The organism is Collinsella ureilytica, from assembly GCF_019795105.1.
GTDB lineage: Bacteria > Actinomycetota > Coriobacteriia > Coriobacteriales > Coriobacteriaceae > Collinsella > Collinsella ureilytica.
Genome location: NZ_JAIMFO010000005.1, coordinates 99,342 through 115,706, shown reverse-complemented (window position 1 = coordinate 115,706; position 16,365 = coordinate 99,342). Strand labels below are relative to the sequence as shown.

General features: G+C 49.3%; 18 protein-coding genes. 3 read left to right on the top strand and 15 right to left on the bottom strand.

What is annotated here, in order from left to right:
- Nucleotides 1-13: 13 nt before the first annotated feature.
- From K6V98_RS03195 to K6V98_RS03185, 3 genes are read left to right on the top strand one after another with little or no spacing between them, the layout of a single operon-like run.
- Nucleotides 14-595 carry an MptD family putative ECF transporter S component gene (locus K6V98_RS03195; protein WP_019134606.1) on the top strand — a complete coding sequence of 194 codons (582 nt, stop codon included), beginning with the start codon at nt 14-16 and terminating at the stop codon, nt 593-595.
- Nucleotides 595-1,293: an energy-coupling factor transporter transmembrane component T family protein gene (locus K6V98_RS03190; RefSeq protein WP_019190639.1), complete on the top strand. Its 699-nt coding sequence runs from the start codon at nt 595-597 to the stop codon at nt 1,291-1,293. The genes K6V98_RS03195 and K6V98_RS03190 overlap by 1 nt, the downstream gene beginning before the upstream one ends.
- Entirely contained in the window at nt 1,281-2,729 is a 1,449-nt protein-coding gene (locus K6V98_RS03185) for an ABC transporter ATP-binding protein (protein ID WP_040942768.1), read from the top strand. Before K6V98_RS03190 ends, K6V98_RS03185 begins: the two co-directional genes overlap by 13 nt.
- 6 nt (nt 2,730-2,735) lie before the next feature.
- On the opposite strand, the gene K6V98_RS03180 is transcribed toward K6V98_RS03185, so the two are convergent.
- The 15 genes from K6V98_RS03180 to K6V98_RS03115 all read right to left on the bottom strand — a co-directional run bounded on the left by K6V98_RS03180 (nt 2,736) and on the right by K6V98_RS03115 (nt 16,364).
- Complete coding sequence (locus K6V98_RS03180) at nt 2,736-4,316, bottom strand: recombinase family protein (RefSeq protein ID WP_222199099.1); 1,581 nt, start codon at nt 4,314-4,316, stop codon at nt 2,736-2,738.
- Nucleotides 4,301-6,067 (bottom strand): recombinase family protein, encoded by a 1,767-nt coding sequence (locus K6V98_RS03175; protein ID WP_074667892.1) that lies wholly within the window; start codon nt 6,065-6,067, stop codon nt 4,301-4,303. Before K6V98_RS03175 ends, K6V98_RS03180 begins: the two co-directional genes overlap by 16 nt.
- Before the next feature lie 28 nt (nt 6,068-6,095).
- Entirely contained in the window at nt 6,096-6,278 is a 183-nt protein-coding gene (locus tag K6V98_RS08775; protein WP_019190636.1) for an SHOCT domain-containing protein, read from the bottom strand.
- A complete protein-coding gene (locus tag K6V98_RS03170) occupies nt 6,268-6,675 on the bottom strand; it encodes a helix-turn-helix domain-containing protein (protein WP_019190635.1) in 408 nt (135 codons plus the stop codon). The genes K6V98_RS08775 and K6V98_RS03170 overlap by 11 nt, the downstream gene beginning before the upstream one ends.
- A gap of 199 nt (nt 6,676-6,874) precedes the next feature.
- Nucleotides 6,875-7,795, bottom strand: a complete 921-nt coding sequence (locus K6V98_RS03165; RefSeq protein WP_222199098.1) for a GH25 family lysozyme — start codon at nt 7,793-7,795, stop codon at nt 6,875-6,877.
- Nucleotides 7,796-7,797: 2 nt separating this feature from the next.
- Nucleotides 7,798-8,211 carry a phage holin family protein gene (locus K6V98_RS03160; protein WP_057002166.1) on the bottom strand — a complete coding sequence of 138 codons (414 nt, stop codon included), beginning with the start codon at nt 8,209-8,211 and terminating at the stop codon, nt 7,798-7,800.
- An 84-nt stretch (nt 8,212-8,295) separates the two neighbouring features.
- Nucleotides 8,296-9,072: a hypothetical protein gene (locus K6V98_RS03155; protein WP_057002167.1), complete on the bottom strand. Its 777-nt coding sequence runs from the start codon at nt 9,070-9,072 to the stop codon at nt 8,296-8,298.
- Nucleotides 9,044-9,283 (bottom strand): hypothetical protein, encoded by a 240-nt coding sequence (locus K6V98_RS03150; RefSeq protein WP_053942765.1) that lies wholly within the window; start codon nt 9,281-9,283, stop codon nt 9,044-9,046. The genes K6V98_RS03155 and K6V98_RS03150 overlap by 29 nt, the downstream gene beginning before the upstream one ends.
- A complete protein-coding gene (locus tag K6V98_RS03145; protein WP_053942766.1) occupies nt 9,280-9,513 on the bottom strand; it encodes a hypothetical protein in 234 nt (77 codons plus the stop codon). Before K6V98_RS03145 ends, K6V98_RS03150 begins: the two co-directional genes overlap by 4 nt.
- Before the next feature lie 17 nt (nt 9,514-9,530).
- Nucleotides 9,531-11,528: a phage tail spike protein gene (locus K6V98_RS03140; protein WP_222199097.1), complete on the bottom strand. Its 1,998-nt coding sequence runs from the start codon at nt 11,526-11,528 to the stop codon at nt 9,531-9,533.
- Nucleotides 11,528-12,268 (bottom strand): hypothetical protein, encoded by a 741-nt coding sequence (locus K6V98_RS03135; RefSeq protein WP_053942768.1) that lies wholly within the window; start codon nt 12,266-12,268, stop codon nt 11,528-11,530. Before K6V98_RS03135 ends, K6V98_RS03140 begins: the two co-directional genes overlap by 1 nt.
- Nucleotides 12,265-15,183 carry a phage tail tape measure protein gene (locus K6V98_RS03130; protein ID WP_222199096.1) on the bottom strand — a complete coding sequence of 973 codons (2,919 nt, stop codon included), beginning with the start codon at nt 15,181-15,183 and terminating at the stop codon, nt 12,265-12,267. The genes K6V98_RS03135 and K6V98_RS03130 overlap by 4 nt, the downstream gene beginning before the upstream one ends.
- 43 nt (nt 15,184-15,226) lie before the next feature.
- On the bottom strand, nt 15,227-15,391 hold the full coding sequence (locus K6V98_RS03125) for a hypothetical protein (protein WP_019190627.1): 165 nt from the start codon (nt 15,389-15,391) through the stop codon (nt 15,227-15,229).
- A 14-nt stretch (nt 15,392-15,405) separates the two neighbouring features.
- Entirely contained in the window at nt 15,406-15,762 is a 357-nt protein-coding gene (locus K6V98_RS03120) for a hypothetical protein (protein WP_022866287.1), read from the bottom strand.
- 2 nt (nt 15,763-15,764) lie between these two features.
- On the bottom strand, nt 15,765-16,364 hold the full coding sequence (locus K6V98_RS03115) for a major tail protein (protein ID WP_057002170.1): 600 nt from the start codon (nt 16,362-16,364) through the stop codon (nt 15,765-15,767).
- Nucleotide 16,365 lies beyond the last annotated feature (1 nt).

Below are 16,365 nucleotides of genomic sequence, written 5' to 3'. Positions count from 1 at the left end.
TAAGGAGGATTTTATGAAACTTAAAAATGTGGTACAAATTGCAGTGCTTGGAGTCATTGGCTTTGTTCTGGCTATGGGCATCGGTATGCTGACGGGACTTTTAGGCGTGGTTTCACTTTATGTATCCGCAGGATTTGGCGCTTTCTTTGTCGCGCCGGTCTATGTCATCATGGCACGCAAGGTGCAAAAGCGAGGTGCATCGTTTCTCTTTTGGCTGATTATCGGTCTCTTATACATTGCAATGGGCTATTGGATTGCAACACCGATTTGTGTTGTTGCCGGTATCATAGCTGAACTGATTGTAGGTGATTACAGCAATAAAAACCGTATTGCCATGGCTTTCAGCGCATCAATGTTTATTTACGCCATGCATCCGATTCTATTTGTTGTGTTGTTGGGTGCCGAAAACATTGCACGCTTTGTCAGCAGCATGAGTTTAGAGCAAGCGCAAATGATGGTGGCCAGCTATACCGGAAATGTAATAGTGATTTGCGTTTTGGTAAACATTGTTTTGGAGCTTATCGCCGGCCGTTTCGGGCTTTTCATCAATAACAAGTTTTTTGAAAAGAATAGTAAACAAAGCAGGCTTAGCTGATGATAAAGGAATCAGCTCTAAAGAAAAAGAAGGAAGGACAGCTGCATCCGTTTACGCTCTTCGCGCTTACGATTCTGGTGTCCTTCCAGGTCTTTTTTGGCAATCAAACGGTCTATTGGGCAGTGCTTATTCTGACGTTGTTGATTGCTTTAAATGCCTCGACAGGTCTCTTCCTTAGACAGATTATTGTCTTTTCTGTTTCCTATGGCATGATGTATCTTTTGGCCTTCGCTGATTTGGGATATGTCACAGGCATTTTTATAGGACTTTTTGCACTCATTGCCCGCTTCATACCGATCTTTAATATTGGCATTGTGTTGATTCTTACCAGCCCATCAAAAATCTTAGCCTGTTTTCGCAAGCTTCATATGCCCAACACCGTTAGTGTAGCCATGATTGCAGCTTTGCGTTTTATGGATGAAATTGGCCTGCGCTTGCATGAGATTCGAAACGGTATGAAAATCCGCGGCTTTCATGCTTCCCTTTTGCATCCCGTCCGCACTTTTGAGCTGTACTTTGTTCCTTTGGTATATAAGTGTCTGCATGTCAGCGAAACGCTTGTCTCTTCAATTATTGCCAAAGGTATCGAGTATGAAGGAGAAAAAACCAGTTATTATGATATGCGCTTTAAATTCGCAGATGGCATCAGCCTGTTTGCCGGTGTGGCGCTTTTGGGAGTTGCACTATGGACATCATGAAAGTCAATATTGAGCGCTTTACCTATCAAGGAGAAGAAAAGTCATCTTTGCATGCTATTCATTTTGCGATTGCACCGGGAAAACTGGTCGTACTCACCGGTAATTCCGGCTGCGGAAAAACAACGCTTACCAGAGTGATGAACGGACTCATACCGGATCAGTATGAAGGCACACTGGATGGCAAAGTCACATTATTGGATCAAAATCTGCATGATTTTAAGACGGGTACCTTGGCTAAGGTCATCGGCAACGTATTTCAAAATCCATCCGATCAATTCTTTACCCGCAAGGCAGAAGATGAGGTCGCCCTTGTCGGAGAGAACCTCGGCATGCCGCAGGCGGAACTGAGAAAACGGGTGAAGAAAGCTTTTGAGTACATGAGCATTGCTCACTTAATGGATAAAAATTTGAATGAACTTTCCGGTGGAGAAAAACAGCGGGTAGCTATTGCCTCTACCTTAGTTTATGACACAAAGATTATTTTCTTTGATGAGCCTTCAGCTTCCCTTGATCAAGAAGGTATCCGAGATTTGCAAGGCATCCTGAAATTGCTCAAAGCGTCGGGTAGAACCATCATCATCGCCGAACACCGACTATATTTTTTGGAGGATCTCTACGATAAGCTCTATGTCATGAAAGACGGAACTTTTATCAAAGAATTTGATGCGGGCGAACTGAAATCATCCGATTGTAAAGACTTGGGACTTCGAGCGATAGATTTTTCCGCACTTGTTCCGCACAACACGACAAAGACAGGTGAGCGTGTTTTTTCTGCGAAGGATGTTCATGTCTCTGTAGGCAAAAAAGAACTCATCTCGAATTTATCCTTTGACTTACATTCCGATGAAATCATGGGGATTGTCGGCACAAATGGTATCGGAAAAAGCAGTTTAGGTCGTGTTCTCTGCGGACTTGCCGGCAAGAAGCAAGATATTTCATGGGGAAAAACTCAGCGAGAACGACTGAAAAATGCCTACTACATGATGCAGGATGTAGACTACCAGCTGTTTTTTGATACCGTAGAAAACGAGGCGCTCGCGAACGGCAAAAAAATAAGCGATGCTTATTTGGCAGAGGTCTCTTGGATCATTAAGCATATTGATCTTTGGAATAAACGCAGCGAGCATCCGCAAAACTTATCCGGCGGGCAAAAGCAAAGGCTGGCTCTCGCCAATGCTTTTTTGAGTGAAAAGCAAATTCTTATTTTGGATGAGCCGACCAGCGGTTTGGATTACATGCACATGGATAAAATCGCCGAGCTTATCTTTGAACTTGCCAAAGGTCGCCCGACACTTATTATTACGCATGACATTGAACTATTACTGAAAGTCTGCCGGACGGTCCTTCTGATCAAACAAGATGGATATGAGAAACTTGATTTACAGACGGCAGAATATCATAAGCTCATTTCTTATTTTGATCAGATGATGAAATAACGGCGGCTAAGAGCAAATCTCGCTGCCGTTTCTGAAGGTTATGCGGATATCTTCTTTGCTGAATACCGTGATGTGATCTACAAGAGCACAGAAGCTCTGTTCGTCGAATGTTTGCAGAAGCCTGTCTTGTTTTTGTAGCTGCTTCAGGCAGAACTTGATATCGGCTTTGGTCGCCTGCATCTTTTTGAGCTTTCCTTCGACCTTCGCTAAGGCCGCCTTTTTTTCATTGTAGAAGCGTTCCAGATCTTCGTACTTTGCTTGGTACTCGCTCTGGTCTTGCGGGATGGCAGCATTTTGGCGGATAAGGTCTTCGATCATCTTGGCACAGACATCCATCTCACTTTCCAGCTTTGCTTTTTCGCCTTCCAAGGTATGAGTATCATAAACGCCTCCGACAATCTCTTGAAAGCTATTAAGAATCTCATCTTTATTCTCTATGAGCTTGTTGGTCGCAGAAAGGACGGCGGCTTTTAGCTCCTCATCGGTAAGATGCACGCCGTTTTTGCAGGGGGAGTTTTTCTTGCAGTGCCTGTTGCATTGCCAGATAACCTGCTTGTATTTGTCGTTGGAATGCCAGACTTTTGAACCGAGCCTTGTTCCGCATTCACCACAGTAGACCTTGCCGGAGAAAAGTCTCACGGCACTGTGTCTTCCTTTTTCGTTTTTGCGCCGTTCCATCTCGCGTTGTACGAGTTCCCACACCTCCGGTTCAATGATGGCTTCGTGGTTTCCGGACACGTAGTACTGCGGAATTTCGCCTTCGTTTATCTTGTGCTCTTTGGTAAGAAAGTTCGTGGTAAAGGACTTTTGCAGGAGCGCATCGCCTTTGTATTTTTCGTTGGTAAGGATGGATTTGATGTTGCTTGGGTTCCAGCGAGGTTTTCCCGCGGGAGATGGGATGCCATCTTCACTCAGAGCCTTTGCAATGAGGTGGTAGGTTTTTCCCTGCAGGTACATCGCATAGATGCGTTTGACGATTTTTGCCTGTTTGGGATTGACGACGAGGTTTCCGTCTTTTCCGCGGTCATAGCCTAAGAAACGTTTGAAGGGCACGGTCACTTTGCCGTCAGCAAAGCGCTTTCTTTGTCCCCAGGTGCAGTTTTCGGATATTGAGCGAGATTCTTCCTGAGCAAGGCTGCTCATGATGGTAATCAAAAGCTCGCCTTTGGAGTCAAAGGTCCATATATTCTCTTTTTCAAAGAAGCACTCGGTGCCGTGCTCTTTAAGCTTTCGGATGGTGGTTAAGCTGTCCACGGTATTTCTGGCAAAACGCGAGACCGATTTGGTGACGATAAGGTCTATTTTTCCGTCAAGGGCGTCTTTGACCATGCGTTTGAAGCCTTCTCGCTTTTTGGTATTGGTACCGGTGATCCCCTCGTCGGTGTAGACACCCGCAAATTGCCAGTCGTTTCTGGCTTTAATGTAATTTGTGTAGTAGTCTACCTGTGCCTCGTAGCTGGTAAACTGCTCATCGGAGTCCGTTGAGACGCGGGCATAGGCTGCTACGCGGCGTTTGCGCGAAGTGGTGAGCGGTGTTTTGGAGAAGGGTTTAATGCTGGCGGGTATCGTGGTTACTTGTTTGGCCATACCTTCTCCTTTCGTATCGGTTTGTGCCAATCTGATGCGTAGCATTCTTTGATGGATGCTTTAAATTTCGCATGCTGTTCCTCTGTCCACTTGTGTCCTTCGTGCGTAGGTTGGATCAGCTTGCGAGCAATTTCCTTTCCGTCATAAAAATGAAAGATAAGGTTTTCTCGGCTAAGGACGCTGATATGGTCGATCTTCGAAAGAAAAATAGCGTCATCGAATGCATCAAGACCTAAGACCTCTGCGGTAAGTGAGCGCAAAAGGTCGTCTCTGAATCCTCTGGTGTCACAGCCGTTATGTTCGGCACATCGCCAGTATCTGCGTTTTCCGCTGGGAGATGTTGAACAGTTTTGTGTTTGTGCGCGAAAATTGCATCCGCAATGTTCGCATCGGATTTTCGTTGAAAAGCAGGTGACGTCCGAGCGTTTCATGGCATGAGTGCGCCTATATTCTGAGGCGCGTTTGCGCGCCGCATCATCCCACGATTCTTTTTTAGCGTTATTTTCCCAAGTTTCGGTGACGCTGTGTCCGTCTTTGAAATGGAAAATGAGAACCCCTTGTTTGGGTACCGTGATTTTATCGATTTGCTCGTTAAAAACAGCATCATCAAAATCCTCAAGACCGAGCACTTTGGCACAGCAAGTTTTAAGGATTCGATCCGGGATGGCTTTTGCCGAGCATGTACTGTACTTTTTCTTGCTGGAGCCGCATATCCAGCTGATGACTTTATCCCCAAGATTGGAGTGCTTGGCACGGTTGTTTCGGACGTTTCGCATATAGCTTTTCCCGCACAGCTCACATTTGATTTTTCCGGTAAAGCAGTAGATGTTCAGGCTCTTGTTTGCCCGAGGTCCCAGAGCACGTCTTCTTGCCATCTCTTCTTGCACATAGTCGAAAGTTTCCTTGTCGATAATCGCTTCATGGGTGTTTGCGATGAAATACTGAGGAAGCTCACCGCGGTTTTTCTTGCGCTTCTTGGTAATGGGATCTTCGACAAACTCTTTTTGACAGAGCAAATTTCCCGTATAAGTGACATTGGTCAGAACAACCTTAATATTGGAGTCCGTCCAGCGGTTGCCCTTTCTGGTTGTAATGCCTTCCTCTGCAAATTCACGCTCAGTTTCAAGGCGGGATTTTCCATCAAGGAAGTTTTGAAAGATGCGCCGCACGATCTTTGCTTCTTCGGGAACAACAATCAGGGTGTCATCCTTCCAGCGGTAGCCATAGACGCTATTTCGCGTGTTCGGGTTTCCTTCGGACATACGTTTTCGGATGGTCCATTTAACGTTGTTGGAGATGCTGATGGTCTCTTCCTGTGCGAAAGAGGCAAGGAGCGTGAGCATCAGCTCACCGTCATCCGAAAGTGAGTTGATTTTTTCCTTTTCAAATCGGACCTCGATGTTGAGGTCTTTTAACTGTCTTACGACTTTTAGGAGGTCGACCGTGTTACGCGCGAATCGGGAGATGGATTTCGTTAAGATGAGGTCTATTTTCCCGGCCTTGCAGTCTTTCATCAGGCGCATAAACTCGGGACGTTTTTCCACTGATGTGCCGCTGATGCCTTCATCGGCATAGACTCCGGCATAGTCCCACTCGGGGTTCTTTTGTATCAAATCAGAATAAAAACTGATCTGTGCCGCCAGTGAGTGGTGCAGCCTTTGCGTTTCCATAGAGACACGGGCATAGGCGGCGACTTTCTTGCGGTTTGGCAGCGGTGATTTCTTTGTTTCGATTTTTATGATTTCAGCCATAGAATCGTCTCCTTTCCGTGTCTATACATCACTCTAAAGAGCTGAAATAGCAAGTAAATAAGGCACCTAAGCCGGGGTGGTATCGCTTTAGGAGTGCGTGGTCGAGACGAATGAATTCCTCTTTATCGATGATGTTTTGCTTGAGCCAAGAAAAGAGGATGGAGCGGGATACTTCATAGGCAAGCTCGGATGCGAAGGCTTCAGTCTTCATGAGAGCCTCCGAATCGGTCTTGGATATAGCAAGCATGACTGCAATACTTTCTGTGCGCATTGCCATAGGAAGTGAAAGTTTTTCCGCAGCATGGGCAGGTGAATATATAGATTGCCTTTTTATTCAGCTCTTCCGGATGCTCTTTCCACCAGCTCATCCGGCAGTGCTCTGAGCAGAATTTTTGCTCTTTCCCTTTTTCCTTGACGGGCAGTGGCTTTCCGCAATACTTGCAGTAGCGTAGTGCTGTTAAAGCTTTTGAGGAACCTGTTCTCAGGCCTTCTTTTTGGCAAAAGGAAGCCACGGTGCTTTTCGATAGATTTAAGATGGCAGCAATTACGGCATAACTTGCACCGTTTCGTCTCATGTTGTAAATGCTTTGTTTTTCATCATTTGTCATATCATCCCTCCAGACAGAGGGCAGGTCTTGTTGTCCCTCTAACACTCCCTGAAGAGACGAAGGCGTTATGGACGAATCTTTTTCTGCCTTCTACTGTTCCACTGGAGGTTTTTGAAGAAGTTGAGCGGACAAAATAAAAAAGCCCGCAAGGGAGTGAAGATTTCTCCTCACGCCTTGCGGGCATATCAATGCATTCAGCTTAGAGAAGTTCGTTTACTCGTTTTTGTACAGCTTCGTAATCGTAGCCTGCTTTCGTCAGGCGGTTTACACGGTCCTTACCGTTTCCCCAGTCGCCGCGGATGACCTCTCGGGCAAGCGTGTCGATGGACTTTTTCGGCTTTATGCCTAAAAGCTCATTTACGCGTGCCTGCACTGCGTCGTAGTCGTAGCCTGCTTTGGTAAGACGGTTTACTCTGACCTCACCGTTTCCCCAAGCACCTGCGATGACTTCATGGGCCAGCGTATCGACAGACTTTCTTGCAGGAGCGGAGCTTGTGCCTTTGCCATAGCCGTTAAAGCCGCCTTTCCTGATGATGGAGGGATAGTCCACATAGGCAAGATCCATATCGCATCTGCCTGCGATGCCCGGCACCGAGCCGCTCGAGGAATACTGCCAAAGGCCGTATTGGCCGCCATAGGTGCAGCGACTGTTCCACTGCGCTACCCAGAAGGCGTAGCGGTTTCTCACATCAGGGGAAACGTAGTTTAGGGCTGCTGAGAGCGAGGTATAGAAGCCCGCAAAGTATCCGCCCGCTTCCATCTCATTGCAAAAGGCTCGAATGAGCGAGTCGCAAAAAGCCCGTCCGCGGGCAAGCTGTGACTTTTCTTCCAAATCAAAGTAGATGGGATAGTCAAACTGCTTGCCGGAGAGCACCTGTTTGCAGATACGTGCTTCTTCGCGTGCCTCTCCGGCGCTTCCCGCATAGGAGTACCAATAGGCTCCCACATGAAGACCTGCCGCTTTGGCGCGGGCGTAGTTCGTCTCAAACCACTTGTCCTTTTGAGATAGTGCCGATCCGTAGCCTGCACGAATAATGACGAAGTTAATTCCGCTTTGTTTTACACGGTTAAAATCAATCGATCCCTGCCAGGTTGATACATCAATTCCTTTCATAGCCATAGTTATTTATCCTCCTTTTCTGCGCGGTCATGAAGCTGTGCCAAGACCGCCTTGAGTTTGTCCGGGACAGGAAGTCCCAGATGAGTCGCGTTTTCCACAAGCGAGAGTCCTTCGTTTGAGAGATAGAAGAAGATGACGGCCGTGCGAAGAATCGCGCCCTGTGTGATGACGTTGGTGTCAATGATGTTGGCAACGGCGACCAGAATGAAGATCACGACCTTTTTGGCGATGCCTTTAAAGCCGACTTCGCTTGAGAGCTTTTTGTCGGAGACGGCGCACATCATGCCTGTCACGTAATCGCAGATGACAAAGGCGATCAGCGCATAGAGAAGTCCGTCAAAGCCTCCTAAGTAATAGCCGAGCCAGCCTCCGATGGCAGCAAAGATAAGCTGCAAGGTGTTCCAGAATTCTTTCATGAGTTCACACTTCCTTTCTTGCCTTTATGAGGCATAAAAAATGCCGCTTGGAAAGCGGCTAACAAACAGATAGAAAAATAGAATCTATGCTTTGGAGATAAAGGTTATCGATCCGAGCAAGTTCAGCGGATAGGCCACAGGTCCCGGTATAAGAGCACCAACCACGCTATCGATTATAAAAGCCGGATAGTTTGCTGCGCCATCTCCATAAGCTATTGCCGTAGCAAAGCCGATGGAGGACTCATCTTCTGCGATAGGTGAAACGCAAAGCGGCTGCAATCCGTCCGTTGAGGTATTTTCCTTTACGGTGACGCTGAAAGATAAGACACAGATTTTGCCATATTTTTTAATTTTGCTCATATCGCTTACCACAACTTTGTCGGAAGGTGCAGTAAGCGTAAAGGCCTGAAACTCCGGAATTACAGATGTTAAGCGATGGTTCACCTTGGATAATTGGTCACTGACCGCTTTGGCATCGGCGGCCTGACCTTGCTTGGTAAGCGTAGGGTCAATCAAGACCGCTCCGGCGCCGGCGATAGCCTGATCCAGCTGTTTAAGCTTGGTGTCGATGTCCGTCCTGAGTTTCGTAAACGTCGTCTGACGGGTGCTTTCCTGAGCGGTGCGCGTTGTCTCGTTATGCTTGCGGGTTTCTTCCTGCGCGGCTCTTGTTATTTCTGCAGATTTTCTTGCGTTTTCCTGTGAGATGCGCGTCTTTTCTGCAGCTATCCGCGCGCTTTCCGCCGCCGTGGTGGTTTCCACCTGCGTGTTGATGGCGGCAATCGAGTCGTGGATGGCTCCGCGCACGTCTTTGCCGTAGACGGCCGATAAAATTTTACTGAGATAGGTCTTCACGTTGGCCATGTTCTTTTTCCTCCTTCCCGTCCGCTGCGCTGATCTGCTCGCTCATAAGGGCTATGCGCTGACCTTTTTCTTCTGAGAGCAAGGCTTCTATGAGGAGGTCAAGTAAAAAGCCGGGAAGCTCATACTTTCCGGCAGTTTGGTTGAGTGCGTATCTCAGTTCGTTTCTCGCTTTTTCAAGGCGCAGGATGAGGGGCAGTTCGTTTTCTTTCATAGCGCGCCTCCGAAGAGCTTCACGAAGAAGTCGATGATCTTTCTGAAATTGCGGGCAGCCGCAATGAGCTCAGAGGCATCCTTATCTGAGATTTCTTCGTGCTTGTCGGTGCCTAAGATGATCTCGATGGCTTTTTGCCACTCATCGTCTTTGATTGGAAAGACCGTATCATCCGGCTTTGTTGCTTCTTTTTCGTTTGACTTTTGTTCGATCAGTTCATGTTCGTCCATTGCTGTATCCTCCATGTTTAAAATGTTGCTTCAATCAAAATTCCATTTTTAAACCGCATGCGACATCCGTTTGACCAGCTGGCGACCGTACCGTCGCTGCTCATGGCATTGATCTTTACAAAATGAAAGGCTCCGTTGATGGCTCCGTCAGGCCAGCTGACATTTCTCAGTCGGTTATAGTGCATGTCGATGTCACATCCGGCATTTAACATCCCGCCGGAGAAGTTTCCGAAAGATGATCTGGCATAGGTCCAGACCATCTCATAACTGCCACCACCCGTAGGTTGCGCCGCCCATGTCATATAATCTCCGGTTCGCTCGAGGTCAAAGTTGAGGCCTGCAATGGTGTTGGAGCCGGCAAAGCCGTTTCCGCCGACAAGACCGAGTTCTTTGTTCTGGTAGTAGATGGAGAGCTTGCCATAGCCCAAACGGACTTTGGTATCCCCGGAAGAAGCAACGATACTGCCGTCAATATCGGCTCCTTTGGCGGTGAGGTGCCCATAAGTCGTGAGCTTAAAGTTCGGAGAATCCACCGAGAGCCTTTTGGCACTTAAAGCACCTGTGCTCATGTTCCAGCTGATGTTCCCGGCTCTGTCCTTTAAGGTTCCGGCACGAATCAGATCGGCATTTAGCGTGCCGGTCGTGATGTAATCGGCCACAATTGCACCGTTCATTGTGATGGCGGTGCCGTAATAGCCGTTGTAGCCGGTCTTGGAATAGCCCAGACCGTTCACGTTCCAGCGCCACACCTTTTTGGCTGTATTCTTGTCCGCCGTGTCCATGATGAGAATCTCGTTTTTGCGGGTCACGACGTGTCCGGTCGTAGCTGCTGTGATAAGCGCGGTGGCGTTATCCTTGGCAAGGCGAAGCGTGTCGGACTGCGTGGGAAGCCGCTCGATGCGCTCGACCAGTTCTTTTTTCTCGCTGATGCTTCGCTCAGAAAGACCTGCCTTCACTTCGGTTCCAAGTACCACCGTAGAGGATTCAGGGTGATCCAAAGCGATCGTAAGCTCCGTCAGCGGAAAGAACCTGTCCATGCCATGAGGAGGCGAGATGACACGAATACGATCTCCGATCTTCATCGCTTCCATATCGGCATGCACAAGATGCAGATCGACAGCGGTGAGCGTCAGGGTGACATCGGCAAACTGGCTGTCTTTAATATATTTTTCCGCCTTCTTCTTTAAGTTGGCAGGTACAGAGATATTTTCGAAGCTCACGGTTTTGGTGACGATACCGAAGTTTTGAATGGCGGAAGCCGACTCCACATAAGTCTTGCCACCGTTGACGCTCTTAATGGTGGTATATTCCTCAAGCGCGGCAATGCTTGATGTCTCAAGCCTTTTGCCAAGCGGAATCACACGGGTAGCGATGTCTTCTGCCAAAAGCGTGTCGGTGTAGTCAAGGAGGTTTTCTCCGAACTCAATCACCTGTGTGTTGGTGTTATCGGATTCTGCAAGATAGTCCAGATAGCGAACCTCTCCCACATGGCGCACACGAAGAAAGCCGCCCAAGCGTTTGACGAGTTTGTCGGTGATGGCATCAAGGGTAGTCTCCCAGTTGGTGTAGCGGTAAAGCGAGTCGTTGGGGTCGGTAACGGTGACCTGTCCGACCGTGAAGCGCTTATTGTGCGCGCCGTCTTTTGCCATCTGATTGTTGTGCTTGGCAATAAGCGTCTCAAGAAAAGCGCGGAGCGAGATGTCATGAAACTCAGAAGGCTCCTGCACGGAGTCCAAAAGATAGGCCAGTTCTCCTTCGCAGGTGATGCTCTTGGTGCCGTAAAAGTCCCGCTCAACCGATAAAATGCGGCCGTAAAAGAGTGCCACACCGTCACGCTCCACACGGACGGTGGAATCCAGCGCTTTGAGCTTTTCGTAGAGCGGATTGATCTTCGGTACGCGGGCAGAAAATGTGCCGGATTTTCCAAGCGCCAGCTCCAGCACCGGATCAATAAGAACAGCCTCATCATCGCCCGGTATATAGAGCACGTGCTCATCTAAAAACACTTGGTACATTAAAGGTTTCCTCCTCTCACAGATACGGTGACGGTGTAGGTTCCAAAAAAGCGCAGCGTGTCGCCGGATTCAGGAATGACAAGGTCGGCGAAACGATTTGTGCCGGCATGAAGCGTCCATGACTTTCTCAGCTTGATGGAGTAGACGTAGTTTTTCCTGCCTTCGGTTTCTTGGTAGTTTCTGACATGAAACGTCGGCACCATCGGAACGTGCGATCCGGGAACAAGAAGGTCGATATAAGAGCTTACGCTCACATCCCGATAGTCCCGGATGATGCCGCTTTCAAAATTGAACGTATCCCAAAGCCAATCCTCATCGCTTGCGGCAAGATCCCATTTATACGGATCGCATTCGATCTCCAGTTCAATTTGTCCCAAAGCGCGGGTGCGCTCAAAGTTTTTTACTTCGGCTCGGCCTTCAAAATAGTATTCCGGCTCGGAGTCCAAGATGACCTTGACATGCTTTCCATGTATTTCGTTGAGGAAGGATCGGAGCCTTCCTGCCCAGCTTTCGATCTTTCCGATGCCGCCAAGCGTAAAGGAGAGCGTGCGTCCTTCGTATTCGCATCGTCCCGTCAGAGCCTCTGTGAGATCGAGGTGCTTGGATGATCCGGGAATCTCAACGATGAGTGTTTTAGGCTTTGGCATACCGACCACGTCGGTGTTGGATACGACAAGCCCGTAATTCTTCCATGTGTGTTTGCCGTTTAGAGTGGCTCCAAAGCTTATGTTTTGGTTCATTTCATCCTCCTTCCTACGTAAGCGGCGCGTCTTCCCAAGGCTCCATCCAGTTTTGGTGTGAGTGCTCCGACCAGCGTACCGGAGTCCAGTACGATGTCTTTTTCCGAATTTCCGGCAATGATGGCGAGGTACTTTTCCATGAGTGTTGTGTCCCGGGCGGCAAGCATGCCTTCGAGCTTGTCGTAGAAAGACTTGAGCGGCAAAATCGCCTCCGATCCCGCTTCGCCTCCCGCCATAAGGGCACTTCCGTTCATGCCGAAAAGCGTCGGTCTCGTCATGATGCCGCCTTCCTTGTACCAGTCAATGGAAAGGTGCGGCACTCTGGGCGGCACGATGGAAAAGCCGCCGGAGATCGAAAAATGCGGCAGCTTGATATGCGGAAGCTCGATGTGAAGGCCGGAGAAGAAGCCTTTGATCTTATCGATAATGCCTTTGATGGTGTTTTTAGCCGCTTCGATCGGTGCGGTGATAGCGGACTTGATGCCGTTCCATACGGAGGTGGCCGTGCTCTTGATTCCGTTAAAGATGTTTGTCACGGTAGACTTCACGCCGTTAAACACATTTAAGACGGTTGACTTAATCCCACCTACCACACCGGAAATCATGTTTTTGATGCCGTTCCAGATACTGGATGCCGTGGTGCTGATGGCCGTGAAAACCGAGGAGACCGTGTTGGACACAGCACTTACGGCTCCCGTGACAACAGACTTGATTCCTTCCCAGATGCCGGTGAAAAAGGAGACGATCCCGTTCCAGGTGTTCTCAAAGAAGGTCTTGATCGCCGTCCAAACCTCGCTCCAGTTCGTGCCAAACCAGCCTAAAACGGTGTTGGTGACACCGACCAGCGTCTCCCACGCGGCCGTAAAGATGCCCGAAATTGCTGTCCAGATACCGGAGAAGACTTCCTTGATGCCGTTCCACAGCTGACTCCAGTTGCCTGTGAAAAGCCCTGCGAAGATGTCAAAGATGCCCGTCAGGATATCCAGTGCGCCTTGTAAAATCGCGGCAATTGCTGAAAAGGCGTTCTCAAACACCGGCGCCAAAAGCTCGGTGAAACCGTTCCAAATGGCAGATACCAGCTCGCCGAAGGACTGAAAGTCAAAACCTAAGGCGTTGATGCGTTCGGTGATGCCGGATGCGAAGTTTGAAAAAGCCTCCTTGATGCTGTTCCACGTGCCGATAATGGAATCCCTGAAACCTTCTGAGGTGTTCCACAGATGCACAAAAGCGGCAACCAGTGTGCCGATGATGGCAACGACTCCCACCACGGGAGCGGAGATGCCGCCGATGGCAGCTCCTATTTTGCTCATGAGACCGGACATGCCGCCCATCTTGACCATGAAGCCGGTGACCGCTTTTCCTACGCTTGAAAAGGTCGTGATAAGCGATCCGATCGATGAGGTCAGCTTACCGATCACAATCAGTGCAGGCCCCAAGGCGGCGATAAAAAGTCCGATTTTGATGATGGTGTTACGCGTTCCTTCGTCCATGCCGTTTAACTTGTCAACGAAGTTTTGAAGCCAGGTGACGAGTTTTCGGATCGTAGGCATTAAGGCATCACCGATGGATATGGCAAGTTCCTGCAGCTGACTTTTTAAGATGGTGAGCTGTCCGGGAAGGTTGTCCTGCATGGTTTCTGCCATCTTTTCTGCCGAGCCGTCACAGTTGTCGATGGCGGAAGACAGCTTTTCGATGTCGGCAGGGGCAGCGTTCATGAGGGCCAGAAAGCCGCTCATGGCGTGCTTTCCGACTAATGATTCTGCCGCCTGTGCCTTTTCGGACTCGGAAAGTCCCGAGAAGGCCTCCCGGCAGTCGCCCAAGATGCCGGAAAGAGAGCGCATGGAACCGTCCGCATTGGTCGTGGCCACTGTGACCTCACCGATGGATTTTCCTGAAATGGTGAAGTCCTTGCTGAGGTTGGTCATGACGGTACGAAGGGCGGTGCCCGCCTGTGTGGATTTGATCCCGGAGTTTGCCATAAGGCCGATGGCCTCTGCGGTATCTTCAGCGCTAAAGCCCAAGGCGCCTGCAATCGGGGCGCAGTATCTAAAGGTCTCGCCCATCATGGAGACGTTGGTGTTCGCATTGGACGACGCCGCGGCGAGGATATCGGCAAAGTGTCCGGAGTCTTTCGCGGAAGGCCCAAAGGCGGTTAAGGCATCGGTCACGATATCGGAAGTGAGGGCTAAATCTTCTCCGGATGCGGCGGCAAGGTTCATGATGCCGTCAATACCGGAGATCATGTCTTTCGATTTCCAGCCGGCCATCGCCATGTAGTTCATGGCGTTAGCCGCGTCGGTGGCGGAGAACTTCGTCTTTTCGCCCATCTCACGTGCTTTATCGCGCAGGGCCTGAAAGTCCTCTCCGGTAGCTCCGGATATTGCAGAGACCTTCGACATCGCTTCATCGAAGTCACCCGCGGTCTTGACCGCCAGTACGCCAAGTCCTCCCACGGCAAGAGAAACCGGCATGATCTTTTGCCCCGCGCCCGTGATAGCGTCACCCGCTTTAGTGAAAGCGGCTCCTGCCGCATCCATCTTGGAAAAGACTGCGTTGGTGTTGATTGCTTCCTGCTGCAGGCCTTTAAGCTTTTGTTCGGTTTCGACAATCTCACGCTGCAGTGCGTCGTATTTGTCCTGGCCGAGGTCTCCCGACTCCAGCTGTGCCTTGGCTTGTTCCTGGGTTGTCTTTAAGGTATCAAGCTTTTCTTTGGTTGCTGTGATGGCGTTTTTCAGCATTTTTTGCTTTTGCGCCAAAAGCTCCGTGTTTTTCGGATCGAGTTTTAAGAGGCGGTTGACATCTCTTAAGGAGGACTGCGTTGTGCGGATGGTGGAGTTCACTTGTTTTAAGGCTTTATCCAGTCCCGTGGTATCTCCGTCGATTTCCACGGTGATGCCTTTGATGCGTGAGGCCATGCGTCCTCCTTTCTTGAACAATAAAAAAACACCTCATCGGGTGCTAAAAGCGGTCAAAATCTTCTTGTGTGGCAAGCCGCCTGTAACTTGCACTGTCGTTTGCTTTTTCCGTCCACATATCGAGAAGCAGCCCGATGGAGATGAGATCCATGTCCACAATGGGAATGCCGATCTGACAGGCACGAAGCATAAGAAGTGGCGTTGTCATGGGCCGCTCGCTTCTTATCTGCCTTTTTTTGGTGAGACCTCCGTCTTTAAGTTCTCACCCCAAAGGGAGAGGATTTCAGGAAGTACCTGATAGATGGAAAACATCTCAAAGCCGTCCAGCCACTCTTCAATGGAAGCGGGCACGCTTTTGTCTGCGTGCAGCGCCATGATGTAGGCGACGTTTTCAAAAATCTCTAAGTCTTCAACGGGAAAGCCGCCGTCCTTATCTTTCTTGCCCTGATAGCTTTTTTCGAGCTTGGCTAAGTCTTTAAAAATATCCCGTCCGAACTTGGCTCGGTAAAGGCGCGGGATAGCAGCAGACGAGCGAAACTTTACGGGTACACCCGAAACGTCAATGGTCTTTTCAATCATGGTTATTTTCCTCCTGCCGGTGTGCCTGCCTGCGGCACGTAGACCGCCTTATACCAGTTCGCATAGGTTGCGGCATCGGTGGAATCTCCGGTCTTGGCTTTGACAAGGCCGTCCGATCTTGGATCTGCGGTAAGAGACAGGGTTTCCGTTCCCGGCTCAATGGTATCTTCTTTGGTTTCCGACTCGATGGAAGGACGAGAGGCCGTGCAGTTATATAAGGCATGGCGGATCGCTTTGATGTCGCCGTCAAACTCAAAAAGCAAAGCGAACTTTACTGACTCTGCGGTATTGGAGTTTTCGACCAGCACGCCTTTGGAATCGAGGGTCTCCTGCAAAATCTCGGTGCGAAACCACTCAGGGATTAAGGCAATTTCCAAATCTCCGGAGTAGCCGTTGTTGGTGACGGTTCTAAAGTAGACAACGCCGTCGGCATAAAAGGGAGAAGATTCGCCTTCCGCGTCAAGCGACAGCGAAACCGCGCCAGGGATGGGTTTTGGTGTTTCGTACGTAAAGGTGGATACGCCGTTCGAGACGGTTTCTGCCATCTTGGCGGCATAGACGTTTTTAATGTTGTATTTGACTTTGTTGTTTTTATTTGCCATG